This window comes from Pseudomonas promysalinigenes (assembly GCF_014269025.2).
GTDB classification, from domain to species: domain Bacteria; phylum Pseudomonadota; class Gammaproteobacteria; order Pseudomonadales; family Pseudomonadaceae; genus Aquipseudomonas; species Aquipseudomonas promysalinigenes.
This window is the reverse complement of sequence record NZ_CP077094.1, coordinates 1,530,181-1,553,735: the sequence shown is the minus strand read 5'-3', so window position 1 is coordinate 1,553,735 and position 23,555 is coordinate 1,530,181. Positions and strand designations below refer to the sequence as shown.

Below are 23,555 nucleotides of genomic sequence, written 5' to 3'. Positions count from 1 at the left end.
TTCTCGTTGCTGCAAGGCGTTCAAGGGGCCTTGTAGCGAATATGGCGCAGCGGACGGGACTCGAACCCGCGACCCCCGGCGTGACAGGCCGGTATTCTAACCGACTGAACTACCGCTGCGTATCACTCAGGCTTACGCCCGATTGAAACCTGGGTCTACCCTGGAAGCACGATGGCCTTAGGGCAGGCACAAAAAAAGCGATGTTCGATCGCTTCATTTGCGTTTGCTTCAAGGTGTTCTAGGGCCCTTGAAACGAAGATGGCGCAGCGGACGGGACTCGAACCCGCGACCCCCGGCGTGACAGGCCGGTATTCTAACCGACTGAACTACCGCTGCGTATCGTACAGGCTTGCGCCTGATTGAAACTGGGATCAGCCTCAGGCTTTTGCCTTTGGCTACAGACCGGTGTTTGGCACCCATCTGTTACTGAAAAATGGCGCAGCGGACGGGACTCGAACCCGCGACCCCCGGCGTGACAGGCCGGTATTCTAACCGACTGAACTACCGCTGCGCAGTGCGTTTCTCTCCGGCTTATCGGCTTCTTTGAAGCTTCAAGCACTAGAAACAATCTCAGGAAGTGGTGGGTGATGACGGGATCGAACCGCCGACCCTCTGCTTGTAAGGCAGATGCTCTCCCGGCTGAGCTAATCACCCTCGCGATGTTGCTTGTTGCGTTTGCTTCGCTGAGGCCGCGAAATTTACGCAGGTACCGAAGCTAAGTCAATAGCCCCATTGAATTTTTTTCAAAAAAGCGGAAAACGAAAAAGGGACCTTTCGGTCCCTTCGGGTGATCGCTGCCTGCTCAGGTATAGATCATCTTGCGGGTCATACCACCGTCGACCACGAACTCCTGCCCGGTGACGAACCCTGACTGGCGCGACAGTAGCCAGGCAACCATGGCCGCGACATCTTCCACGGTGCCTACCCGGCCCGCTGGATGCTGGGCGTGGTCGGTATCGCTCAAAGGCTCGGCACGTCGCTGGGAGGGATCACGGGCATCGATCCAGCCTGGGCTCACGGCATTGACCCTAATCTCAGGGCCAAGGCTGATCGCCAGGGCGTGGGTCAAGGCTACCAGGCCACCCTTGCTTGCCGCGTAAGCCTCGGTGTCGGGCTCCGATTGGCGGGCACGGGTAGAGGTCAGGTTGACGATCGCGCCATTGTGCGCGCGCAGGTACGGCGCACAATGCTTGGCCAGCAGCATAGGGCCATTGAGGTTCACCGCTAGCACCCGGTTCCACTGCGCAAGGCTGAGGCTTTCCAGGCTGTGGTTATGCGGATTGGCGACTGCCGCGTTACACACCAGCGCATCCAGCCGCCCGAACTGGCCAAGCACCTGCGAAACGCCGGCACTGACCTGGGCCTCATCGGCCACATCCATGGTGATGAACCAGGCGTTGTCGCCCAAGGCCTTGGCCACTTTAGCTCCGCGCTGGCGGTCCAGATCACTGAGCACCACTTGCCAACCTTCGCAGATCAACCAGGCGGCAATACCCAAGCCGATGCCGCGCGCAGCACCCGTGACCAGAGCAACCCGACCATTATGGCCAGGTACACCGCCTGTGATTTCCATCAAAGCACCGCCAATCCACGAGCCAGGTCAGCCTGCAGATCGGCCACGTCTTCAAGACCAACGGCAACGCGGATCAAGCTGTCGCGAATACCCGCGGCTTCACGCTCTTGCGGCGTCAGCCTGCCGTGGGAGGTAGTGGCCGGGTGAGCGATGGTGGTTTTGCTGTCGCCTAGGTTGGTGGTGATCGAAATCACTCGGGTCGCATCGATGAAGCGCCAGGCGCCCTCTTTGCCACCTTTGACCTCGAAGCTGACCACCGCGCCGAAGCCGCTCATCTGGCGCTTGGCCAACGCGTGCTGCGGGTGGCTCGGCAGGCCGGCGTAATGCACCTTTTCCACGCCATCCTGTTGTTCCAGCCACTCTGCCAGGCGCTGGGCGCTCTCGCAGTGCGCGCGCATGCGCAGCTTGAGGGTTTCCAGGCCCTTGGTGAAGATCCATGCGTTGAACGGGCTAAGCGTCGGCCCGGCGGTGCGCAAAAAGCCCACCACTTCTTTCATCTGCTCGGCACGGCCAGCTACCGCCCCGCCCATGCAACGGCCCTGGCCATCGATGAACTTGGTGGCCGAGTGGAACACGATGTCGGCACCGAGCTTGAGCGGCTGCTGCAACGCCGGCGTGCTGAAGCAGTTGTCCACCACCAGCATGGCGCCGTGGGCATGGGCAATTTCGGCCAAGGCGCTGATGTCGACCAGTTCAGCCAAGGGGTTGGAAGGCGACTCGACGATCAGCAGCTTGGTATTGCCCTTGATGGCCTTTTCCCAACCAGCCAGGTCGACCAGCGGCACGTAATCAACCTGCAAGCCGAAGCGCTTGAAGTACTTCTCGAACAGGCTAATGGTCGAGCCGAACACGCTCTGGGAAACCAGCACATGATCGCCAGCACTGCAGAGCGACATGACTACGGCAAGCAGTGCAGCCATGCCGGTGGAAGTCGCCACCGCCTGCTCGGCACCTTCCATCGCAGCCAAGCGCTCCTCGAAAGCGCGCACCGACGGGTTTGTGTAGCGCGAGTAGACATTGCCCGGCGTTTCGCCGGCAAAACGCGCAGCAGCATCGGCGGCCGTGCGAAATACATAGCTGGAAGTCAGGAACAGCGCTTCGCTGTGCTCGGCTTCCGGTGTACGGTTCTGACCGGCGCGCACCGCCAGGGTGTCGAAGCCGACACCCTCGAGGTCACTGTCCAGTCGCCCGGCATCCCATTGATCTGTCATGCCGTCGCTCCCCAATCAGTTGTTGTAGAGGTCGATGATCGCGCTGACGGCCTGGTTCTTGACCTTGGCCATGTCGTTACGGGCCTGCTCGATGCGGTCGAGATAGGCTTCGTCGATGTCGCCGGTGACGTATTCACCGTTGAACACCGCGCAATCGAATTGATCGATCTTGATCTTGCCGCCGCCAACCGAATCTATCAGGTCCGGCAGGTCCTGATAGATCAGCCAGTCGGCGCCGATCAGTTCGCCCACCTGCTCGGTGGTCCGGTTGTGGGCGATCAGCTCATGAACACTCGGCATATCGATGCCGTAGACGTTGGGGTAACGCACCGCAGGCGCTGCGGAGCAGAAGTAGACGTTCTTGGCACCGGCTTCGCGGGCCATCTGGATGATCTGCTTGCAGGTGGTGCCACGCACGATCGAATCGTCCACCAGCATCACATTCTTGCCGCGGAACTCCAGCTCGATGGCATTGAGCTTCTGACGCACGGATTTCTTGCGCGCGGCCTGGCCAGGCATGATGAAGGTACGGCCGATGTAACGGTTCTTGACGAAGCCTTCGCGGAACTTCACGCCCAGACGGTTGGCCAGTTCCAGCGCAGCTGTACGGCTGGTGTCCGGAATGGGGATGACCACGTCGATATCATGGTCAGGGCGCTCGCGCATGATCTTGTCAGCGAGCTTTTCACCCATGCGCAGACGCGCCTTGTATACCGAAATACCGTCGATGATCGAGTCTGGCCGGGCCAGGTAGACGTGCTCGAAGATGCACGGCTGCAGTTTCGGCGCTTCGGCGCACTGCTTGGTGTAAAGCTGGCCTTCCTCGGTGATGTACACCGCTTCTCCGGGCGCCAGGTCGCGGATCAGGGTGAAGCCGAGCACGTCCAGGGCAACGCTTTCGGAGGCGATCATGTATTCCACACCTTCGTCGGTGTGGCGCTGGCCGAACACCACCGGGCGGATGCCGTTCGGGTCACGGAAGCCGACGATGCCGTAGCCGGTGATCATCGCCACCACCGCGTAACCGCCCACGCAGCGGCTGTGAACGTGGGAAACGGCGGCGAACACGTCTTCTTCGGTCGGTTGCAGCTTGCCACGCACGGCCAGCTCATGGGCGAACACGTTCAGCAGCACTTCCGAATCGGAATTGGTATTGACGTGGCGCAGATCCGATTCGTAGATCTCTTTGGCCAACTGCTCGACATTGGTCAAGTTGCCGTTGTGCGCCAGGGTGATGCCGTATGGCGAGTTGACGTAGAACGGCTGAGCCTCGGCCGAGGTCGAGCTGCCCGCAGTCGGGTAGCGCACGTGGCCGATCCCGATGTTACCGACCAGGCGCTGCATGTGGCGCTGCTGGAAAACATCGCGCACCAGGCCATTATCCTTGCGCAGGAACAACCGGCCGTCGTGGCTGGTCACGATACCGGCAGCGTCCTGGCCGCGGTGCTGAAGGACCGTAAGCGCGTCATACAGCGCCTGATTGACGTTCGACTTACCGACGATACCGACGATGCCACACATGCGACGCAACCCCTACTTTGATGAAACTTGAACGAACAGCGCTCAGGGCTTTGCCGGCCCGAGCAACTGCTCCTTGAATGGAAGATCAGCCGGAGCGCTGATCACCCCACTGGAAGACCACTGACTGGTGAAACCCAGAATCAGGTTTTTCGACCAGTCGGCGATTAATAGAAACTGTGGTATCAGGCGTGATTCCTGCCACCACGCGTCCTGCTGCACCGGCCCCAGGCTGAGCAGGCCGACTGCCACCACCACCAGCAAGGCGCCGCGGGCGGCGCCAAAGGCCATACCCAGAAACCGATCGGTCCCGGACAGCCCAGTCACTCGGATCAACTCGCCAATCAGGAAGTTGAGCATGGCCCCCACCAGCAGGGTGGCGACGAAAAGAATGGCGCAGCCGGCAATGGTGCGCATGGACGGCGTCTGAATGTAGCTCTCAAGGTACACCGAAAGGGACCCGCCGAACATCCACGCCACCGCACCTGCAACGATCCAGATGAGCAGGGACAGGGCCTCCTTGACGAAGCCACGCTTGAGACTGATCAGTGTGGAGACGGCGATGATCGCGATGATCGCCCAATCAACCAGGGTAAAGGCCACGGTGCTGCCTAAAGACGTTTGAGGCGGCGCATTTTACCAGAGCCAAAGGCCGGTAGTAAGCGGAATGTCAGGTGGATCCCTGGGTCAGGTTTTTCGCTTTTGGCCTGCCCTGCACAAGGCCTTGGGTGTTACTCGAACCCTGGCGAAAACGCCCGAGCGAACGGGCGTCTGTAGCGCCCATTGACGGGTGGGTCCGCCGCCGCCAAGGCCGCCGTCTTGTCAGCCTTTTTCGGGCTGGAAACGCACTACGAAACCGTTGAGCTTATGCTGGCGATTGATCGCCTCACGCAGCTTGTCCGCTTCGGCACGTTCGATCAATGGCCCGACATATACCCGGTTCATGCCACCTGCCGAGCGGATGTAGGCGTTGTAACCCTGGCTGCGCAAGGTTTTCTGCAGGTTTTCCGCGCCGGCCCGGTTGGACAGGCTGGCTAACTGAATCGACCAGCTCACCGGCAAGCCATTGACGTCGATTTTCGACGCTGCAGGCGCCGTCGCGACCGGCGCAGTTGACTTGGCAGCGGTCGCAGGGGTCGGCGCAGCGACCTGTGGCTTGGCCTGGGCCTGGGCCTGGGCCTGGGCCTGGGCTTGAGGCTGAGTCTGCGGCGATGGCGTGATGGGCTGGCTTGGCGTCTTGACTGGTGCGCTGGACTCATTGACCACCACGGGCGGCTGCTCGGGCTCCTCTGCCAACGGCTGCGGCTCGGGCACGGTCACCGGGTCGACCTTGACCTCAGGCAGAGCCGGCATCGCAGGGGCTTGGGGGGCCTCGACATGCACCTGGCGCATCTCGTCCTGGCGAGTGAACAACATCGGCAGAAAGATCACTGCCAGGGCCACCAGCACCAAAGCACCCACCATGCGCTGCTTCATCCCTTTGTCCAGCACTGCCATCTAATCACCCCTCCAGGGCCTGCCGCTCCAGCCACTCCAGAGCCTCGGCGACACAGAAAAACGAACCGAACAGCAGAATCTGGTCATCTGCTGTTGCCTGCGCGCATTGCCCTTCGAGGGCAGCGTCGACACTGGCGTAAGACTTCACCACTGCGCCGTGGTTCGCCAGTGCCGTGGCCAATTCGGCTGCGGGGCGGCTGCGGGGCGAGTGCAATGGCGCAACCGCCCAGTCGTCGACGAGCCCGTGCAGCGCAGCGACCACACCCTCCAGATCCTTGTCGGCTAGCAGGCCGAACACCGCCAGCCGTCGACCTGCCAGAGGGCGCAACGCCAAGCGCCGAGCCAAATACTGTGCCGCGTGGGGATTGTGACCCACATCGAGCAGCAACTCGACCGACTTGCCCTGCCAGGTCAGCTGACGACGATCGAGGCGACCGGTGATGCGAGTATCGAGCAATGCCTGGCGAATTTGCCCTGCATCCCAAGGCAACCCCATCAACACAAACGCCTGCAGCGCCAGGGCTGCGTTTTCCATGGGCAGGTCGAGCAGCGGCATGCCCTGCAGCTCTACCGCTTGGCCGTCCGCGGCCACGCCGCGCCAGCTCCAAGCATCGTTGGTGCTGACCAGATCAAAATCACGGCCACGCAGGAAAAGCGGCGCGGCCAGTTCGGCGGCTTTGTCCAGCAGTGGCTGTGGTGGGTCCAGATCGCCGCACAGTGCAGGCTTGCCAGCACGGAAGATGCCGGCCTTCTCGAAGGCCACCAGTTCGCGGGTATCGCCCAGGTAATCGACATGGTCAACGCCGATGCTGGTCACCAACGCCAGGTCTGCATCCACCACGTTCACGGTGTCCAGACGACCGCCAAGGCCTACCTCCAGTACCACAGCATCGAGCTGCGACTGGTAGAACAACCAGAACGCAGCCAGCGTGCCCATCTCGAAGTAGGTCAAGGAAATTTCGCCTCGCGCCGCTTCGACAGCGGCAAAGGCCTGGCACAGGCGCTCATCACTGGCTTGATGGCCATCGATCAGCACCCGTTCGTTGTAGCGCAGAAGATGGGGCGAGCTATACACGCCCACTTTCAGGCCCTGGGCGCGCAACAACGAGGCCACGAAGGCACAGGTCGAGCCCTTGCCGTTGGTGCCCGTGACGGTGATGACTCGAGGCGCCAGTTTGCCCAGCGCCAGCCGGGCAAGCACCTTCTGCGACCGCTCAAGGCCCATGTCGATGGCCGAAGGGTGCAACTGCTCGAGGTAGGCGAGCCACTCGCCCAGGGATCGTTGTGTCATCACGCGACCGCAGCCACCTCACGGGCCTGCTCTGGGGTTTGCTGGCCGGTCATCTGCGCCAGCAGGCGAGCCAGCCGCGGGCGCAGCTCGCCACGCGAAATGATCAGGTCGATGGCGCCGTGCTCAAGCAGGAACTCGCTGCGCTGGAAGCCCTCAGGCAGTTTTTCGCGCACGGTCTGCTCGATGACCCGCGGGCCGGCGAAGCCGATCAGCGCCTTTGGCTCGCCAACGATGACGTCACCGAGCATGGCCAGGCTGGCCGATACGCCGCCGTAGACCGGGTCGGTGAGCACCGAGATGAACGGAATGCCTTCTTCACGCAGGCGTGCCAGTACCGCCGAAGTCTTGGCCATCTGCATCAGCGAGATCAGCGCTTCCTGCATCCGCGCACCGCCTGAGGCAGAGAAGCAGATCATTGGGCAGCGGTTTTCCAGGGCGTAGTTGGCGGCACGCACGAAACGCTCACCGACGATGGCGCCCATGGAACCACCCATGAACGAGAACTCGAACGCACTGACCACGATCGGCATGCCCATCAGGGTGCCGCTCATGGAGATCAACGCGTCTTTTTCGCCAGTCTGCTTCTGCGCAGCGGTCAGGCGGTCCTTGTACTTCTTGCCGTCACGGAATTTCAGGCGATCGACCGGCTCAAGCTCGGCACCCAGCTCGGTGCGGTTTTCCGGGTCGAGGAAGATGTCGATACGGGCACGCGCGCCGATGCGCATGTGATGGTTGCACTTGGGGCAGACATCCAGGGTTTTTTCCAGCTCCGGACGATACAGCACGGCCTCGCAGGCCGGGCACTTGTGCCACAGGCCTTCGGGCACCGAGCTCTTCTTCACCTCGGAACGCATGATCGAAGGGATCAGTTTGTCGACTAACCAGTTGCTCATGCTTTCTTTCTCCAGTATTGGCGGACGGGGACCGGACTGGCCGGCCTGCCCTGCCCTTGAGCTCAAATTCTTCTATGAAACGATGACGGCCCGGCCGCAGGGGCTGCCCGCGTAGCGCACCGTCTTCAATCTGTCATTTTGCCAGGCGGCATGCCGCTGGCCGCCCCGCAGGGCTGCGAAAGCTATGGACGATGGCGCGCCGCCAGCCGTCACATCTGCCTTCACGCCTGCTTCACCGCACGCATGAAGGCTTCGATCTTCGCTGCATCTTTGATGCCTTTGGCATATTCCACACCGCCGCTGACATCCACCGCATACGGCCGCACCTGGGCAATGGCCTGAGCCACGTTTTCAGCCGACAATCCACCGGCGAGGATGACCGGCTTGCTCAGGCGTGCCGGCACCAGCGACCAGTCGAAGGCCTCGCCGGTACCACCAGGTACACCGGCCACGTAGGTGTCCAGAAGAATGCCACGGGCGCCGGCATAGTGCTGGCAGGCCGCTTCCAGGTCATCACCAGGGCGCACCCGCAGCGCTTTGATCCAAGGGCGGTGATAGCCCTCGCAGTCGGCCGGTGTTTCGTCGCCGTGGAACTGTAGCAGGTCCAGCGGCACCACCTCGAGAATCTCATTCAGCTCACAGCGCGAGGCGTTGACGAACAAGCCCACGGTAGTTACGAAAGCAGGCAGCTGAGCGATGATCGCGCGAGCCTGGCGGACGTCCACCGCACGCGGGCTTTTGGCATAGAAGACGAAACCGATGGCATCGGCCCCCGCCTCGGCGGCGGCCAGCGCGTCTTCGATACGGGTGATCCCGCAGATCTTGCTGCGAACGTTGCTCATGAACAGCAAACCCTAGGTGATTGGTCAAAAGTCCGATGGTAGCAAATGACTACCGATGCGTCAGTCAGTCAGCCAGCGTTTGGTAACCGGTTAAAAAGTGTGGGCCGATGTAGCGCTGCGGCAATTGGTAGGCCTGCGGGTACTCCACCTGCACCAGGTATAGGCCGTATGGGTGTGCGGTCACCCCGCCCTCGCGGCGGTTGCGCCCCTCAAGCACCTGCCGTGCCCATTCAACCGGGCGCTCGCCCGCACCGATGGTCATCAGCACGCCGGCAATGTTGCGCACCATGTGGTGCAGAAAAGCAGTGGCACGCACATCCAGGACGATCATCTGACCGTGGCGAGTGACCCGCAGATGATGGATGTGCTTGATCGGTGATTTGGCCTGGCACTGGCTGGCACGGAACGCACTGAAATCGTGGGTTCCGAGCAGGTATTGAGCAGCCTGGGCCATGCGTTCGACATCCAGCGGGCGGTGGTTCCAGGTGACTTCTTCGGCCAGGTGCGCGGGGCGAATCGGATCGTTGTAGATCACGTAGCGGTAACGCCGGGCGCAGGCCTTGAAGCGCGCATGAAAATCTGCCGGCATTGGCCGCGACCATACCACGCTGATGTCGTGGGGCAGGTTGAAATTGGTGCCAAGGGTCCAGGCGCGCTCGTCACGCACGGCGCGGGTGTCGAAGTGCACGACCTGCCCACAGCCATGTACACCGGCGTCGGTGCGCCCGGCGCAAATCACGCTGATCGGCTCGTCGGCCACCTTCGACAGCGCCTGCTCCAGGGCCTGCTGGACGCTGGGCACGCCGCTGGCCTGGCGCTGCCAGCCACGGTAGCGCGAACCTTTGTATTCCACACCCAGCGCAATGCGGGTGAAGCCTTCGGCGGCCGATTCGGCGGCGGCGGTGTCGATGATGTCCAAGAGCATGAAACCTGTGGGTGATACGAAATGGCGGGGATTATAACGACAATGGCAGCCATAGGGCTGCCATTGAATGTGTATGGGCATGAGGGCTGCTTCGCAGGTGAACCCAGAGCATTGCAACGGCTAAAGACCGGTGCAGCGCTCGCGGGGGCGGTTCACCGGCGAAGAAGCCGGGACTGTATGCTCAAACCAAGCGCGATAGCATGTCTTCGGCTTCTTGACGCTGGCCGTCATCACCATCCTTGACCACCTCATCGAGGATGTCACGGGCGCCCTGATGGTCACCCATGTCGATGTAGGCACGCGCCAGGTCGAGTTTGGTCGCCACCTCATCGGCACCGGAGAAGAAGTCGAAGTCCAGATCGTCCAGCGGCTCAGGCTCAGCGGCAGCGTCTTCAGCGGTGAAGTGCGGCTCCAGTGAAGGTGATTCCAGGCTCTGGGACAGCTTGTCGAGCTCGGCGTTGACGTCGTTCAGCTCCGAAGCGAAATTCTTGGCAGCGGGCGAGTCGTCATCCAGCGACAGTGAAAGGTCGAAGTCGTCCGGCAATTCCAGCTCGGAAATCGGGTCGAATTCTGGAATGGCGTCGAAAGCTGCAAGTTCCGCTGCGACATCCACTGGCTCTTCGTCCTGCACGACCGAAGCAGCCGGGGTCGTTGCTTGCCCCGCATCAAGATCGAAATCGGCCAAGTCGAAATCAGCCAGGTCGTCGACGTTCTGAGGCTCGGCTTGGGCTTGAGCCTGGGCCAGCATGGCTTCGAAATCGTCATCGGCATCGGTCGGCGCCTGGTCGACTGGCGGTTCGACTGCCGCTTGCGGCTCGGCCAAAGACATTTCATCGAGCATCGGCGGTTCGGCCGGCTCACCCGCTGGCAACTCGTCCTCCAGGCTCAAGTCGAAGGCGCTGTCCAGGTCGTGATCATCAAGGACCGACGTCTCGGTGAAAGCTTCGGCAGCGGCGTCGAGATCCACCTCAGGTTCTGCTGCAGGCTGCGGTGCTTGCTCGGGCGCCGCTGGCGCTTGTGGCTCTTCCTTGAGCAGCTCATGGACATACTGCTCGTCCATTTCAGCGGCCAGCGCGGCGGCACCCACGGCGCCGGCAGCCAGTCCCAGCATCGCCGGGTAGCGCTCTTTGAGGCTGTTGACCTGCGCAGCGTTCACCTCGCTGCCAGCCAGCTTACGCTCCTGGTCGACGAATGCGCTGTGGTCACCCTGACGGGCATAGACGTCCATCAGTTTAAGGCGCAAGGCGTCATTTTCGGGCTGCGCCGCCACGGCTGCTTCCAGCAGATCGGCCGCGTGGTTGAGGCGACCACGCGAGAGGCTCAAATCGACTTCGGCCAGTAATGCGGCGTTCGGGTCCAGCTGCGGCTCAGGTTCAGCCGCTGGCGTTGCTGGGGCTGCGGGCTTTTCGGCGGCAACGGCGGCAGCAGCCGAAGCGGCTACCACGGCAGGCGAAAGGGTCACGCTAGGTGCGGACACTTCCAACTCATCGAAACTGCTCGGCGGCAGGTCAAGATCTGGGCTGCGCTCGCCTTCCTCAGCCAGCGCACGGGCCATGCGCAAATGTTTTTCCGCTTCCTGCTGGGCCTTGCGCTTGCGCGCCAGCAACAGCAGAAGCAGCAGCAGAACCAGGAAGGCGGAACCGGCAATCAGCCCCAGCAAGAGTGGGTTGCCCAGCAGGTCATCGAGTGCGCTTGGCGGCTCTGACGCAGCTGGCGCCTCATCGACAGGAGCCTGAGCAGGTGCGGTGTCTGCAGCAGCTGGCGCAGGCGCCACCACTGGCTCGGCAGGGGCAACATCGGCCGCCGCTGGCTGTACCGGCGCTGATTCACCCGGCAACGGAGCTGCCGGCGCTTCGGTTGCAGCCCCCTGCGCTTCCAGACGGGCCAGTTGATCGTTCTTGAGCTGGATCAGCTTTTGCAACTTGTCCATCTGGCTTTGCAAATCGCTGACGCGGCTTCTCAGCTCTTCGTTGTCACGGCGGCTGGTGTCCAGGCTTTCTTGAGCCACCGCAAGCTTGTCGCTGACAGCCTTGGCGCTGTCAGCACCAGCCTGGTTGCCCGGGGTCACCAGGCGCAGGTTGTCACCCTGGGCGATACGCTCAGGCGCTGCATCGGCGGCACCCCGCCGGGTAGCGTCGAGTTGGCGCGCCCGCGGCCCCAGACGCCGGCCCTCACGCCAGGCTGCGTACTGTTCAGCCACTTCGCGGTTGGCCTCCCCTTGGGGAATGCTCTGGATCTGCTGTTGGTCAGGCAGGCGCAATACCTGGCCAACTTTCAGCTGGTTGATGTTGTTGCCGATGAATGCATCGGGGTTGAGCGCCTGAATGGCGATCATGGTCTGCTGTACCGAACCGCCGCCCTGGGTGTTGCGAGCTGCGATCTGCCACAGGGTGTCGCGCCGCTTGGTGGTATAGCTGGCGGCACTGCTGGTAGCCGGCGTGATGTTGCCCGCCGCTGACTGCTGGCCCTGAGCCTGCGCCTGGTCGAGCAGCACGCTGTAGTCACGCAGCAGGCGGCCCTGGGGCCACATCACCTGAACCAGAAACTTGACCACCGTTCCCGGCAGTGGCTGGGTCGAAGTGACCCGCAGTACGCTCTTGCCGTTAGGGTTGATCACCGGTGTGAAGGTGAGGTCTTGCAGGTAAGCCGCAAGCGGCACCCCGGCTTTGCTGAACTCTTCGGGCGGTGCCAGGCTTGGGGCCACTTCGGCTGCGGTGAGGTCGCGCACATCAAGCAGTTCGATCTCGGCATCCAGCGGTTGGTTCTGCGCCGACTTCAATGTCAGCTCACCCAACCCCAGGGCATTCGCCATGCCCGACGTCAGCGCAGACGCTGCCGCCATGGCCAGAACCAATTTGCGAATTCGAAGCATGACCTCTTCCCTTGTATGAATCGTCCCAAAAACCCGTACGTGGCGCGGGACAAAAGTGCTCGCCAGTATCTTTTACACCATGTGTTTAATCAACAATTGCGCCACCTGGACGGCGTTCAGCGCTGCGCCCTTGCGCAGGTTGTCGGTGGTCAGCCACAGGTTCAGTTGCTGGCTGTCGTCAATTCCACGGCGTACACGACCAACATAGACCACGTCTTGGCCGACTGCGTCACCGACTGGGGTGGGATAGTCATCGTTTTCCACCAGCTCGACGCTGTCGGCCTGCTCTAAGGCCTGGTTCACCTGCGCCAGATCCACGGGTTCGCGGCACTGCAATGCCACACTGAAGCTATCGCCGAAAAACACCGGGACTTGAATGCAGCTCACGGAAATATTCAGCTTCGCCAGCCCCAGCAGTACGCGCAACTCCTCCACCAGGCGGCGCTCCACGCCGGTATGGCCGTGCTCATCGACCGGGCCGACCTGAGCCAATAGGTTGAAAGCCATCTGCCGATCGAAGAAACGTGGCTCCAACGGGCGGGCGTTCAGCAGTTCTGCCGTTTGCCGGGCCAGCTCGCTGACCGCCTCGCGGCCCTGAGCGGACACCGCCAGCGCGGCCATTACCTGCACCCGTTCAATGCCCAGTTGTTCCTTCAGTGGAGCCAGGGCGACCGCCAAGGCAACGGCTGCGCAGCTAGGGCTGGTGATGAGCGCCGGCAGCTTGAGCGTGGCAATACTGTCACCATTGGCCTCGGGGACCACGGCCAGGGCATTTTCAAGAGCGCCGGAAAGGTCAATGACGGTACAGCCGGCCTGCTGAGCCTTGCTTGCAAAGCTGCGGCTGACCGCCGGGCTGGCGGCGAAGAAGGCCAGCTTGACCTGGGCGAAGTCGAAGCTATCGACTTCCCGCACCTTGATCTTCTTGCCAGCGAACATCACGCTGCTGCCCGCCGATTCCATGCTGGCCAGCAGGTGCAGGGTTGCGACCGGGAAAGCCAGCTCTTCGAGGATCTGCACGAGGGTTTCACCCACGCTGCCGGTAGCACCGACAATGGCGATATCCAGGGGAGTGGTCATGGTAGAGGTCCTTTTACTGAAACGGCGGGGGCGGCACTTTACTTGGATTGTAGTGGTTTGTCTGTGCTAGCCCTTTCGCGGGTGAACCTGCTCTTGCAGGGATCCTATTATGGCGTGGTGCGGGTTCACCCGCGAAGAGGCCCGCACAGGCATAAAAAAACCCGCGCTGTCACCAGCACGGGTTTTCGGCACCGCAAAAGCGATCAACGCTCCAGCAAGATCCGCAGCATGCGGCGCAGCGGCTCAGCGGCGCCCCACAGCAATTGGTCACCTACGGTGAACGCGCCCAGGTACTGCGAGCCCATGTTCAGCTTGCGCAGGCGGCCAACCGGAACGTTCAGGGTACCGGTGACGTTGGTCGGGGTCAGCTCTTGCATGCTGATTTCACGGTGGTTGGGCACCAGTTTGACCCATGGATTGTGCTGGCTGATCATGCCTTCGATGTCGGCCAGCGGCACGTCCTTGTTCAGCTTGATGGTCAGCGCCTGGCTGTGGCAGCGCATGGCGCCGATGCGCACGCAGATGCCGTCCACTGGGATCGGGCTCTTGAAGCGGCCAAGGATCTTGTTGGTCTCGGCCTGGGCTTTCCACTCTTCACGGCTCTGCCCGTTCGGCAGTTCCTTGTCGATCCATGGAATCAGGCTGCCTGCCAGCGGCACGCCGAAGTTCTCGGTGGGGAACGCTTCGCCACGCATGGCTTCGGCCACCTTACGGTCGATATCGAGGATGGCGCTGGCTGGGTTGGCCAAGTCATCGGTAACTGCCCCATGGGTAGCTCCCATTTGCTTGATCAGCTCGCGCATGTTCTGTGCGCCAGCACCCGAGGCTGCCTGGTAGGTCATGGCGCTCATCCACTCCACCAGGCCGGCTTCGAACAAGCCACCCAGGCCCATCAGCATCAGGCTGACGGTGCAGTTGCCGCCGATGTAGTTCTTGGTACCGGCATCGAGCTGGTGATCGATGACCTTGCGGTTGACCGGGTCCAGAACGATCACTGCATCGTCCTGCATACGCAGCGACGAAGCGGCATCGATCCAGTAGCCCTGCCAGCCGGCTTCACGCAGCTTGGGGAACACCTCGTTGGTGTAGTCGCCGCCCTGGCAAGTCAGGATCACGTCGAGGGTCTTGAGTTCTTCGATCGAATAAGCGTCCTTGAGCGGAGCAATGTCCTTGCCCACGTTCGGGCCCTGGCCACCTACGTTGGAGGTAGTGAAGAACACCGGCTCAATGAGGTCGAAATCCTGCTCCTCCAGCATCCGCTGCATGAGCACGGAACCGACCATACCGCGCCAACCGATCAGACCTACACGTTTCATCGCAACTACACCTTTGCTAAAAGTGGGCCGCCACCTCGGGTTCGTGGTGGCGGGCCAGAGAGATTACAGATTCCGCAGCGCTGCGACTACTGCGTCGCCCATTTCCTGCGTGCCTACTTTGTCGCAGCCAGCCGACCAGATGTCGCCGGTGCGCAGACCTTGATCGAGCACCACACTGACCGCCTTCTCGATCGCCTCGGCCGCAGCCTGCTGGTTGAAGCTGTAACGCAGCATCATCGACACCGAGAGGATGGTCGCCAGCGGGTTGGCGATACCCTGCCCGGCAATGTCCGGAGCCGAGCCATGGCAAGGCTCGTACATGCCTTTGTTGTTGGCGTCCAGGGAGGCCGAAGGCAGCATGCCTATGGAACCTGTGAGCATGGAAGCTTCATCCGACAGGATGTCGCCGAACATGTTGTCGGTCACCACCACGTCGAACTGTTTCGGTGCGCGCACCAGCTGCATGGCGGCGTTATCGACGTACATGTGGCTCAGTTCGACGTCCGGATAGTCCTTGGCCACATCCTCGACCACTTCGCGCCACAGCTGGCTGGAGGCAAGAACGTTGGCCTTGTCCACCGAGCACAGCTTCTTGCCGCGCACGCGCGCCATGTCGAAACCAACGCGGGCGATGCGACGGACTTCGCTTTCGCTGTACGGCAGGGTGTCGTAGGCCTGACGCTCGCCGCCTTCAAGCTCGCGCTGGCCGCGCGGTGCGCCGAAGTAGATACCGCCGGTGAGTTCACGGACGATGAGGATATCCAGGCCCGCAACGATTTCCGGCTTGAGCGACGAAGCATCGGCCAACTGCGGGTAGAGAATCGCCGGGCGCAGGTTGGCGAACAGGCCCAGTTGCGAACGGATTTTCAGCAGCCCGCGCTCAGGGCGGATGTCACGCTCGATCTTGTCCCACTTCGGGCCGCCAACGGCGCCCAGCAGTACGGCGTCGGCTTTGCGTGCGCGCTCAAGGGTTTCATCGGCCAGCGGCACACCGTGCTTGTCGATGGCGGCGCCGCCGATCACGTCATGCTCGAGGCTCAAGTCAAGCTGGAACTTGTCGTTGGCCAGCTCCAGCACCTTGACCGCCTCGGCCATGATTTCCGGGCCAATGCCATCACCTGGGAGAATCAGAATCTGCTTGCTCATGCTTTCCTCTATCCATTCACGCGGCGTGCCCGATGGGGCCCCACCGAAAAATTCTCAACGCTCGGCCCACAGCACCAGCACATCGGTGCTGAACGAACCATCGGCCTCGATTTGGTAATACTGCCGTACTTCTTCGCCCATGGCTTGCTGCAATTGGCGGATGGCAACACGCATCGGCTCAGGGGTGCGCATGCGCTCGACCCAGCTGGTGAACTCCAGGCGCAACGCCTGGCGGCTGTGACTGCGCACGTGCAGGCCCGCCTCGCTGACCTGCCGCTGCCACTGGGCCGCCGAGTAATCACGCACGTGGCTGGTATCGCGCAGCACCTCGACCGTTTGCAAGTAAGTATCGAGCAGCGGGCTACCCGGCGACATAACGTCGATGAACGCTGCTACGCCACCAGGCTTGAGTACCCGTCGTACTTCCCGCAGCGCCAGCCCCAGGTCGCTCCAGTGGTGCGCCGAGTACCGGCTGAAAACGAAGTCGAAGGAGGCATCGGCGAACGGCAGGCGCTCGGCCGCACCGCGTTCGGTAGCGATATTGCTCAGGCCCCGCTCTGCGGCGGCGCGGGCCACCACGTCGAGCATGGACTGCGACAGGTCGTAGGCGACCACTTCAGCGACCAGCGGGGCGACATGGAAGCTGACATGCCCGGCACCGCAACCCAGATCCAGCACACGGGCAGCGCCCTGGCCAGCCAGCTCGGCCTGTAGCAACGCGAATTCGCTGCCTTGAGCGTGTACGGCGCTGCTCAGGTATGCACTGGCCTGTTCGCCGAACTGGCGCTGGACGACGTCGGTGTGTTGGGTGCTGGTCATGGGTCAGTCCTTTATATTTTATTGCCAGTGCTGGCCATCTCGCGTCTCAAGCCGCTGCTACTGAGTACACGACCCTTGTGCGTCAAAGCCAGCGACGCCGACTACGGCATTCAGGCATCACGGAACAGCCAAGGCTGGCTGGCGCGGTGTTTGCCTTCGAATGCCTTGATCGCGTCGCTGTCTTGCAAGGTCAGGCCAATGTCGTCAAGACCATTGAGCAGGCAATGCTTGCGGAAAGCATCGATTTCGAAGTGCAGTACCTTGCCGTCCGGGCGCGTCACCGCCTGCGCTTGCAGGTCGATGGTCAGTTGGTAACCTGGGTTGGCTTCCACCTGCTTGAACAGTTCGTCCACTTCCTCATCGCTGAGAATGATCGGCAGCAAACCGTTCTTGAAGCTGTTGTTGAAGAAGATGTCAGCAAAACTCGGCGCAATCACGCTACGGAAGCCGTACTCGTCCAATGCCCACGGCGCGTGCTCCCGGCTCGACCCGCAACCGAAGTTCTCGCGCGCCAAGAGCACGCTGGCACCCTGGTAACGCGCATGGTTGAGTACGAATTCCTGATTCAGCGGGCGCTTGCTGTTGTCCTGGTACGGCTGGCCGACATCCAGGTAACGCCATTCGTCGAACAGGTTGGGGCCAAAGCCGGTTCGCTTGATCGACTTGAGGAACTGCTTGGGGATGATCTGATCGGTGTCGACGTTGGCACGATCCAACGGCGCGACGAGACCGGTATGCTGGGTAAAGGCTTTCATGCTGCGCTCCCTTGGATCAACTCGCGGACATCGATGAAGTGGCCGGTCACTGCGGCGGCGGCGGCCATGGCCGGGCTCACCAGGTGGGTACGGCCACCGGCGCCTTGGCGGCCTTCGAAGTTACGGTTGGAGGTCGAGGCGCAGTGCTCGCCGCTCTCCAGGCGGTCTGGGTTCATCGCCAGGCACATCGAGCAGCCCGGTTCACGCCATTCGAACCCAGCTTCGATGAAAATCTTGTCTAGGCCTTCACGCTCGGCCTGGGCTTTGACCAGGCCCGAACCTGGCACTACCAGCGCCTGCTTGACGGTGGCAGCAACCTTGCGGCCCTTGGCGATTTCGGCAGCTGCGCGCAGGTCTTCGATGCGCGAGTTGGTGCAGGAGCCGATGAATACGCGGTCAAGCTTGATGTCGGTGATCGCCTGGTTGGCGGCCAGGCCCATGTACTTGAGGGCGCGCTCGATAGAACCGCGCTTGATCAGGTCTGGCTCGGCGGCCGGGTCCGGCACACGTTGATCCACGGCCAACACCATCTCTGGCGAAGTACCCCAGCTGACTTGCGGCTTGATCTGCGCAGCGTCGAGCTCGACCACAGTGTCGAACACGGCATCGTCGTCAGAAACCAAGTCTTTCCACGCTTCAACAGCGCGCTTCCAGTCCTCGCCCTTGGGCGCATACGGGCGGCCTTCAACGTAGGCCACGGTGGTGGCATCGGTCGCCACCAGCCCCACACGCGCACCGGCTTCGATGGACATGTTGCAGATGGTCATGCGGCCTTCCATCGACAGATCGCGGATGGCGCTGCCCGCGAATTCCATCGCGTGGCCGTTACCACCGGCGGTGCCGATCTTGCCGATCACCGCCAGCACGATGTCCTTGGCGGTAACGCCGGCCGGCAACTGGCCTTCGACACGCACCAACATGTTTTTCATCTTCTTGGCGACCAGGCACTGGGTGGCGAGCACGTGCTCCACCTCGGAAGTACCGATGCCATGGGCCAGGGCACCGAATGCGCCATGGGTGGAAGTATGCGAATCGCCGCAGACCACGGTCATGCCTGGCAAGGTCGCGCCCTGCTCCGGGCTGATGACGTGGACGATGCCCTGGCGTTCGTCGTTCATCTTGAATTCGACGATGCCATATTCGTCACAGTTTTCATCGAGGGTCTGCACCTGCAGCCGCGAAACCTGGTCGACGATGGCCTCGATACCGCCCTTGCGCTCTGGCGTAGTCGGCACGTTGTGATCGGGGGTTGCGATGTTGGCATCGATGCGCCAAGGCTTGCGATTGGCCAAGCGCAGGCCTTCGAAAGCCTGGGGCGACGTCACCTCGTGGATGATATGGCGGTCGATGTAGATCAAGGACGAGCCGTCATCACGGCGCTTGACCTCATGGGCTTCCCAGAGTTTGTCGTAAAGCGTTTTGCCAGCCATCGGACTGTTCCTCATCAGCGTGTTTCTATGCCAAAAACCCCTTGGCTTGTACGGACGATGCTAGGGGTTTAGATTGAATAACTCAAATTCATAATTTTTATGCTTTGGATAACCAAAAGGAATTCGACCACGTGGACTTGGCCAACCTCACCGCGTTCATTGCCGTTGCTGAAACCGGCAGCTTCTCCGGTGCCGGGGAGCGGCTGTTTTTGACTCAGCCAGCCATCAGCAAACGCATTGCCGGCCTTGAGCAACAACTGGATGTGCGCTTGTTCGATCGCTTGGGCCGTGAAGTGACTCTGACCGAAGCCGGTCGCGCCTTATTGCCGCGTGCCTACCAGATCCTCAACGTGCTCGATGATACCCGCAGAGCCTTGACCAACCTCAACGGCGAAGTGAGCGGCCGCCTGACCCTGGCTACCAGCCATCACATCGGCCTGCACCGCCTACCGCCGCTGCTGCGAGCCTTCACCCGCCAGCATCCGGCGGTGGCCCTGGACATCCAATTCATGGATTCGGAACAGGCCTACGACGAAATCCTCCATGGCCGGGCCGAGATTGCCGTCATCACGCTAGCACCCGAGCCGCACCCTGTGGTCAAGGCAATACCGGTGTGGAACGACGCACTGGACTTCGTGGCCGCGCCCGAACATCCGCTGGCCAGCAACCACTCGGTCACCCTGGCCGATGTCGCCCGCCACCCGGCGGTCTTCCCCGGCGGCAACACCTTCACCCACCATATTGTCCAGCGGCTGTTCGAAAGCCAGGGCCTTACCCCAAACATCGCCATGAGCACCAACTACCTGGAAACCATCAAGATGATGGTGTCGATCGGCCTGGCTTGGAGCGTGCTGCCCAGGACCATGCTGGACGATCAGGTTGCACCCATCGCATTGCCCGGCATACAGCTGTCGCGCGAGCTAGGCTACATTCTGCACACGGAGCGCACGCTATCGAACGCTGCTAGGGCCTTCATGGCCCTGCTCGACAGCCACGCAGGGTCCGCCTGACCGGTCGTCAGCTCGGCATTTCCAATTCATGGACGCGTCCCACGCCAAAGGTCTGGTACCAATGCCCAAATCAGCAAATCGCTTTCCGCGCCTGCCGCGCATCCCTGCGGCCGATCCCCAGGAATCAGAGCAGGCGTGGCAGAACGCACCGCAACTGCTGGCCGCGCTCAACGGCGCCAGGCTGGGCGCCTGGCTGTGGGACATCGATAGCGGCCGAATCAGCTGGTCACGGGGTACGCAGGCGCTGTTCGGCTTCGACCCACATCGGCCGCTACCCGCCGACATCGACTACCTCGACCTGCTGGCAGAGCAAGACCGTGCCCGCACCCGCCAACTGTTCCACGCTGTCGTCAACGGCGAACCGGTGGAGCAGGCTATGCGCCATCGCATCCTGTGGCCGGACGGCAGCGTTCATTGGCTGGAAATCAACGGCAGCCTGACTCAGGACCAGAACGGCCGACGCCAGATGATCGGAGTGATCCGGGAAATTACCCGCCAGCGCGAACGCGAAGCTGCGCTGATCAACTCGGAAAAGCGCTTCGCTACGCTGTTTCACCTGAGCCCCAACGCCATTTTGCTCAGCCGCCGGCATGACGGCATGATCATCGAGGTCAACCAGCATTTCGAGGACATGTTCGGCTGGCCGGGCGACCAGGTGATCGGCAAGACCAGCATCGAGCTAGGTCTGTGGGTGAACCCTGACCAGCGCCATCAGGTCATCGAGGCCACCCGTAACAGCCAGGGCCCAGCGATCATGGAAGTGCAGTTTCGTGCCAGCACGGGCAAGCTCCACGATGGCATCCTCTGCGCCCAGAGCATCGATATGGAGGGGGTTCCCTACCTGATCAGCACCTTCGTTGACACCACCGAGCGCAAGCGCGCCGAACAGGCGCTCAAGGACAGCCAGGAGCGGCTTGACCTGGCGCTGGACTCGGCGCAGCTAGGGACTTGGGACTGGCACATACCCAGCGGGATGCTGTACGGCTCGGCTCGCGCCGCGCAGCTGCATGGATTGCCCCCGGTACCCTTCCATGAATCGTTCGAGGCTTTCTTCGAAGGCGTTCCGGAGCATGAGCGGGCCAACATGCGCCAGGCCTATCGCAGCCTGCGTGAAGGGCCTGCCGGCAATTACCAGATCACGTACCACGTACAGCTGGAAAACGGCACCTCACGCTACATCGAAAGCCGTGCACGGCTCTATCGCGATGACCAAGGCAACCCATTGCGCATGGCTGGCACGCTACTGGATATCACCGAACAGGTAGAACGGGAACAGCGCTTGAGCGCCTCGGAAGAGAAATTTGCCAGCCTGTTCCAGGCAAGCCCAGACCCCATCTGCGTCACCCGTCAGGACACCGGTCAGTTCATCGAAATCAACCCCGCCTTCACCCAGACCTTCGGTTGGACTGCCGAACAGGTGATAGGCCACACGGCCGAAGAAATCGGCCTGTGGGCCGAGTCGGTCGAACGCGCGCAGCGCATCGAGCGGGTGATCCGCGAGCAGGCACTGAGCAACGTGGCAGTGGTGGTCAACCACCGCAATGGCTCACCGCTGACCTGCGTGATCGCCAGCCGCTTGATCAGCGTCGACGACCAACCGTGCAGCGTCACTACTCTACGCGACATCACTCAACAGCAACGGGCCGAGGCGGCGCTGAAGTCCAGCGAAGAGAAATTCGCCAAGGCCTTCCACTCCAGCCCCGACGCTATCACCATCACCGAGCGCCACACCGGCCGCTACCTGGAAGTCAACGACGGTTTCAGTCGCCTGACCGGATATGGCACCAGCGAGGTCGTCGGCCGCAGCGTCTATGAAATCGGCATCTGGGCAGACGAAAAGCAGCGCAGTGCGCTGCTCAACGAGCTCAAGGAGAGCGGCCGCGTGCATCACCGCGAGATGCTCGGGCGCAACAAGCGAGGCGACATCCTGACCGTTGAAGTATCAGTGGAGCCGATCAGCCTCAACGAGGCCGATTGCCTGCTGATGACTGCCCGCGATGTGAGCCAGTTGAAGAACGCCCAAGCGCAAATACGCCACCTGGCCTATCACGACCCGCTGACCAACCTGCCCAACCGCGCCATGTTGATGGACCGCCTGAGCCAGCAGATCGCGCTGTTGCGCCGGCATAACCTGCGCGGCGCGCTGCTGTTCCTCGACCTGGACCACTTCAAGCACATCAACGATTCTCTCGGGCACCCGGTGGGCGATACCGTGCTGAAAATCATCACCGCGCGCCTGGAGGCCAGCGTGCGCTTGGAAGACACGGTGGCGCGCCTGGGCGGCGATGAGTTCGTGGTGCTGCTCAGCGGCCTGGAAGGCAGCCGCGAAGCAGTGGAAGCCAAGGTGCGTGAACTGGCCGACACGCTGCGCGAGCTGCTGGCCGAGCCGATGTCACTGGACGGCCAACGCTTGCAAGTGACCCCAAGCATCGGTGTGGCACTGATTCCTGACCACGGCACTACCCCTGCCGACCTGCTCAAACGTGCCGATATCGCGCTTTACCGGGCCAAGGATTCAGGGCGCAACACTACCGAGCTGTTCCACACCACGATGCAAAAGGCCGCCAGCGAACGTCTGCGCATGGAGAGCGATCTGCGCCTGGCCTTGGCCCGTGGCGAGCTCGCGTTGAATTTCCAGCCGCAGGTGGACGCCAGGGACAACCGCATTGTCGGGGCCGAGGTACTGCTGCGCTGGCACCACCCGCAATTGGGGCAGCAACCGCCGAGCCAGTTCATTCAGGTGCTGGAAGAAAGCGGGCTGATCCTCGAAGTGGGCAGCTGGATCCTCGATGAAGCCTGCAACGCCTGCGCCGGCATGCTGCAAGACCGGCTGATCGATGCCGATGATTTCAGCCTGTGCGTAAACATCAGCCCCCGGCAATTTCGCCAGAACGATTTTGTCGAGCGCGTACTACGCAGCCTCGATGAATACTGCTTGCCGCGGCACATTCTGAAACTGGAGATCACCGAGGGTATCGTCATCCAAAACCTTGAAGACACGATCAGCAAGATGCGCGAGCTCAAGCGCTACGGCGTAAGTTTCGCCATGGATGACTTTGGTACTGGCTACTCATCACTGACCTACCTCAAGCGCCTGCCGGTGGACGCGCTGAAAATCGACCAGACTTTTGTGCGTGACGCGCCCCAAGACCCTAATGACGCCGAAATTGTCCGCGCTATTGTGGCGATGGCGCACAGCCTTGACCTGGCGGTGATTGCCGAAGGGGTGGAGCTGAGCGAGCAGTTGGCCTTCCTTGAAGGCCTAGGCTGCCACCTGTACCAGGGCTATCTGCATAGCCGCCCTCTGCCACTGGCGCAATTTCGGCAAATGCTCATCGAGGCACCCGCCGACTATTGAAAACGCAGAAAGGGCACCCGAA

Annotated in this window: 18 protein-coding genes and 4 tRNA genes; 2 read left to right on the top strand and 20 right to left on the bottom strand. The window is 61.9% G+C overall.

Going from position 1 to position 23,555, the window contains the following annotated elements; all coding sequences use genetic code 11:
- Nucleotides 1–42: 42 nt before the first annotated feature.
- The 20 genes from HU725_RS07220 to leuC form a co-directional block, all read right to left on the bottom strand.
- Nucleotides 43–119 (bottom strand) — tRNA-Asp (locus HU725_RS07220).
- Nucleotides 120–259: 140 nt separating this feature from the next.
- Nucleotides 260–336: transfer RNA gene (locus HU725_RS07215), tRNA-Asp, on the bottom strand.
- Between the two features lie 98 nt (nt 337–434).
- Nucleotides 435–511: transfer RNA gene (locus tag HU725_RS07210), tRNA-Asp, on the bottom strand.
- 67 nt (nt 512–578) lie between these two features.
- Nucleotides 579–654, bottom strand: a tRNA-Val gene (locus HU725_RS07205).
- Nucleotides 655–802: 148 nt separating this feature from the next.
- The gene (locus tag HU725_RS07200) at nt 803–1,573 is read right to left on the bottom strand and encodes an SDR family oxidoreductase (protein WP_186476686.1); all 771 of its coding nucleotides are present in this window, start codon (nt 1,571–1,573) and stop codon (nt 803–805) included.
- Nucleotides 1,573–2,784, bottom strand: coding sequence for an O-succinylhomoserine sulfhydrylase (locus HU725_RS07195; RefSeq protein ID WP_060478261.1), 1,212 nt, complete (start codon nt 2,782–2,784; stop codon nt 1,573–1,575). Before HU725_RS07195 ends, HU725_RS07200 begins: the two co-directional genes overlap by 1 nt.
- 15 nt (nt 2,785–2,799) lie before the next feature.
- Nucleotides 2,800–4,305, bottom strand: a complete 1,506-nt coding sequence (purF, locus tag HU725_RS07190) for an amidophosphoribosyltransferase (protein WP_060478260.1) — start codon at nt 4,303–4,305, stop codon at nt 2,800–2,802.
- Nucleotides 4,306–4,347: 42 nt separating this feature from the next.
- Nucleotides 4,348–4,905 (bottom strand): CvpA family protein, encoded by a 558-nt coding sequence (locus HU725_RS07185; RefSeq protein ID WP_060478259.1) that lies wholly within the window; start codon nt 4,903–4,905, stop codon nt 4,348–4,350.
- Nucleotides 4,906–5,124: 219 nt separating this feature from the next.
- A complete protein-coding gene (locus tag HU725_RS07180) occupies nt 5,125–5,799 on the bottom strand; it encodes an SPOR domain-containing protein (protein ID WP_186476685.1) in 675 nt (224 codons plus the stop codon).
- A 4-nt stretch (nt 5,800–5,803) separates the two neighbouring features.
- Nucleotides 5,804–7,090, bottom strand: a complete 1,287-nt coding sequence (gene folC / locus HU725_RS07175; protein ID WP_186476684.1) for a bifunctional tetrahydrofolate synthase/dihydrofolate synthase — start codon at nt 7,088–7,090, stop codon at nt 5,804–5,806.
- Nucleotides 7,090–7,983, bottom strand: coding sequence for an acetyl-CoA carboxylase, carboxyltransferase subunit beta (gene accD, locus HU725_RS07170; RefSeq protein ID WP_060478256.1), 894 nt, complete (start codon nt 7,981–7,983; stop codon nt 7,090–7,092). The genes folC and accD overlap by 1 nt, the downstream gene beginning before the upstream one ends.
- A 221-nt stretch (nt 7,984–8,204) precedes the next feature.
- Nucleotides 8,205–8,825 carry a phosphoribosylanthranilate isomerase gene (locus HU725_RS07165; RefSeq protein WP_060478255.1) on the bottom strand — a complete coding sequence of 207 codons (621 nt, stop codon included), beginning with the start codon at nt 8,823–8,825 and terminating at the stop codon, nt 8,205–8,207.
- A 64-nt stretch (nt 8,826–8,889) separates the two neighbouring features.
- Complete coding sequence (gene truA / locus HU725_RS07160; protein ID WP_060478254.1) at nt 8,890–9,750, bottom strand: tRNA pseudouridine(38-40) synthase TruA; 861 nt, start codon at nt 9,748–9,750, stop codon at nt 8,890–8,892.
- A gap of 181 nt (nt 9,751–9,931) precedes the next feature.
- Nucleotides 9,932–12,622 (bottom strand): FimV/HubP family polar landmark protein, encoded by a 2,691-nt coding sequence (locus tag HU725_RS07155; RefSeq protein WP_186476683.1) that lies wholly within the window; start codon nt 12,620–12,622, stop codon nt 9,932–9,934.
- 72 nt (nt 12,623–12,694) lie between these two features.
- The gene (locus tag HU725_RS07150) at nt 12,695–13,699 is read right to left on the bottom strand and encodes an aspartate-semialdehyde dehydrogenase (protein WP_186476682.1); all 1,005 of its coding nucleotides are present in this window, start codon (nt 13,697–13,699) and stop codon (nt 12,695–12,697) included.
- A 203-nt stretch (nt 13,700–13,902) separates the two neighbouring features.
- Nucleotides 13,903–15,015: an aspartate-semialdehyde dehydrogenase gene (gene asd, locus HU725_RS07145; protein WP_060478251.1), complete on the bottom strand. Its 1,113-nt coding sequence runs from the start codon at nt 15,013–15,015 to the stop codon at nt 13,903–13,905.
- 63 nt (nt 15,016–15,078) lie between these two features.
- The gene (gene leuB, locus HU725_RS07140; protein ID WP_060478250.1) at nt 15,079–16,161 is read right to left on the bottom strand and encodes a 3-isopropylmalate dehydrogenase; all 1,083 of its coding nucleotides are present in this window, start codon (nt 16,159–16,161) and stop codon (nt 15,079–15,081) included.
- Between the two features lie 54 nt (nt 16,162–16,215).
- Complete coding sequence (locus HU725_RS07135) at nt 16,216–16,980, bottom strand: class I SAM-dependent methyltransferase (protein WP_186476681.1); 765 nt, start codon at nt 16,978–16,980, stop codon at nt 16,216–16,218.
- A 110-nt stretch (nt 16,981–17,090) separates the two neighbouring features.
- The gene (gene leuD, locus HU725_RS07130) at nt 17,091–17,735 is read right to left on the bottom strand and encodes a 3-isopropylmalate dehydratase small subunit (protein ID WP_027919154.1); all 645 of its coding nucleotides are present in this window, start codon (nt 17,733–17,735) and stop codon (nt 17,091–17,093) included.
- Entirely contained in the window at nt 17,732–19,165 is a 1,434-nt protein-coding gene (gene leuC, locus HU725_RS07125) for a 3-isopropylmalate dehydratase large subunit (protein ID WP_060478247.1), read from the bottom strand. The genes leuD and leuC overlap by 4 nt, the downstream gene beginning before the upstream one ends.
- Before the next feature lie 131 nt (nt 19,166–19,296).
- Here leuC and HU725_RS07120 point away from each other — a divergent pair, with 131 nt between their 5' ends.
- A complete protein-coding gene (locus HU725_RS07120) occupies nt 19,297–20,175 on the top strand; it encodes a LysR family transcriptional regulator (RefSeq protein WP_060478246.1) in 879 nt (292 codons plus the stop codon).
- A gap of 61 nt (nt 20,176–20,236) precedes the next feature.
- Complete coding sequence (locus HU725_RS07115) at nt 20,237–23,533, top strand: PAS domain S-box protein (RefSeq protein WP_186476680.1); 3,297 nt, start codon at nt 20,237–20,239, stop codon at nt 23,531–23,533.
- The last annotated feature ends 22 nt before the right edge of the window (nt 23,534–23,555 follow it).

What these genes read in the sequence shown, in the direction of transcription:
- HU725_RS07155 (WP_186476683.1), bottom strand. Translation starts at nt 12,622, where the DNA reads ATGCTTCGAATTCGCAAATTGGTTCTGGCCATGGCGGCAGCGTCTGCG.
- leuB (WP_060478250.1), bottom strand. Translation starts at nt 16,161, where the DNA reads ATGAGCAAGCAGATTCTGATTCTCCCAGGTGATGGCATTGGCCCGGAA.
- HU725_RS07150 (WP_186476682.1), bottom strand. Translation starts at nt 13,699, where the DNA reads ATGACCACTCCCCTGGATATCGCCATTGTCGGTGCTACCGGCAGCGTG.
- folC (WP_186476684.1), bottom strand. Translation starts at nt 7,090, where the DNA reads ATGACACAACGATCCCTGGGCGAGTGGCTCGCCTACCTCGAGCAGTTG.
- truA (WP_060478254.1), bottom strand. Translation starts at nt 9,750, where the DNA reads ATGCTCTTGGACATCATCGACACCGCCGCCGCCGAATCGGCCGCCGAA.
- leuC (WP_060478247.1), bottom strand. Translation starts at nt 19,165, where the DNA reads ATGGCTGGCAAAACGCTTTACGACAAACTCTGGGAAGCCCATGAGGTC.
- HU725_RS07165 (WP_060478255.1), bottom strand. Translation starts at nt 8,825, where the DNA reads ATGAGCAACGTTCGCAGCAAGATCTGCGGGATCACCCGTATCGAAGAC.
- HU725_RS07200 (WP_186476686.1), bottom strand. Translation starts at nt 1,573, where the DNA reads ATGGAAATCACAGGCGGTGTACCTGGCCATAATGGTCGGGTTGCTCTG.
- HU725_RS07115 (WP_186476680.1), top strand. Translation starts at nt 20,237, where the DNA reads ATGCCCAAATCAGCAAATCGCTTTCCGCGCCTGCCGCGCATCCCTGCG.
- HU725_RS07135 (WP_186476681.1), bottom strand. Translation starts at nt 16,980, where the DNA reads ATGACCAGCACCCAACACACCGACGTCGTCCAGCGCCAGTTCGGCGAA.
- accD (WP_060478256.1), bottom strand. Translation starts at nt 7,983, where the DNA reads ATGAGCAACTGGTTAGTCGACAAACTGATCCCTTCGATCATGCGTTCC.
- HU725_RS07195 (WP_060478261.1), bottom strand. Translation starts at nt 2,784, where the DNA reads ATGACAGATCAATGGGATGCCGGGCGACTGGACAGTGACCTCGAGGGT.
- asd (WP_060478251.1), bottom strand. Translation starts at nt 15,015, where the DNA reads ATGAAACGTGTAGGTCTGATCGGTTGGCGCGGTATGGTCGGTTCCGTG.
- HU725_RS07180 (WP_186476685.1), bottom strand. Translation starts at nt 5,799, where the DNA reads ATGGCAGTGCTGGACAAAGGGATGAAGCAGCGCATGGTGGGTGCTTTG.
- leuD (WP_027919154.1), bottom strand. Translation starts at nt 17,735, where the DNA reads ATGAAAGCCTTTACCCAGCATACCGGTCTCGTCGCGCCGTTGGATCGT.
- purF (WP_060478260.1), bottom strand. Translation starts at nt 4,305, where the DNA reads ATGTGTGGCATCGTCGGTATCGTCGGTAAGTCGAACGTCAATCAGGCG.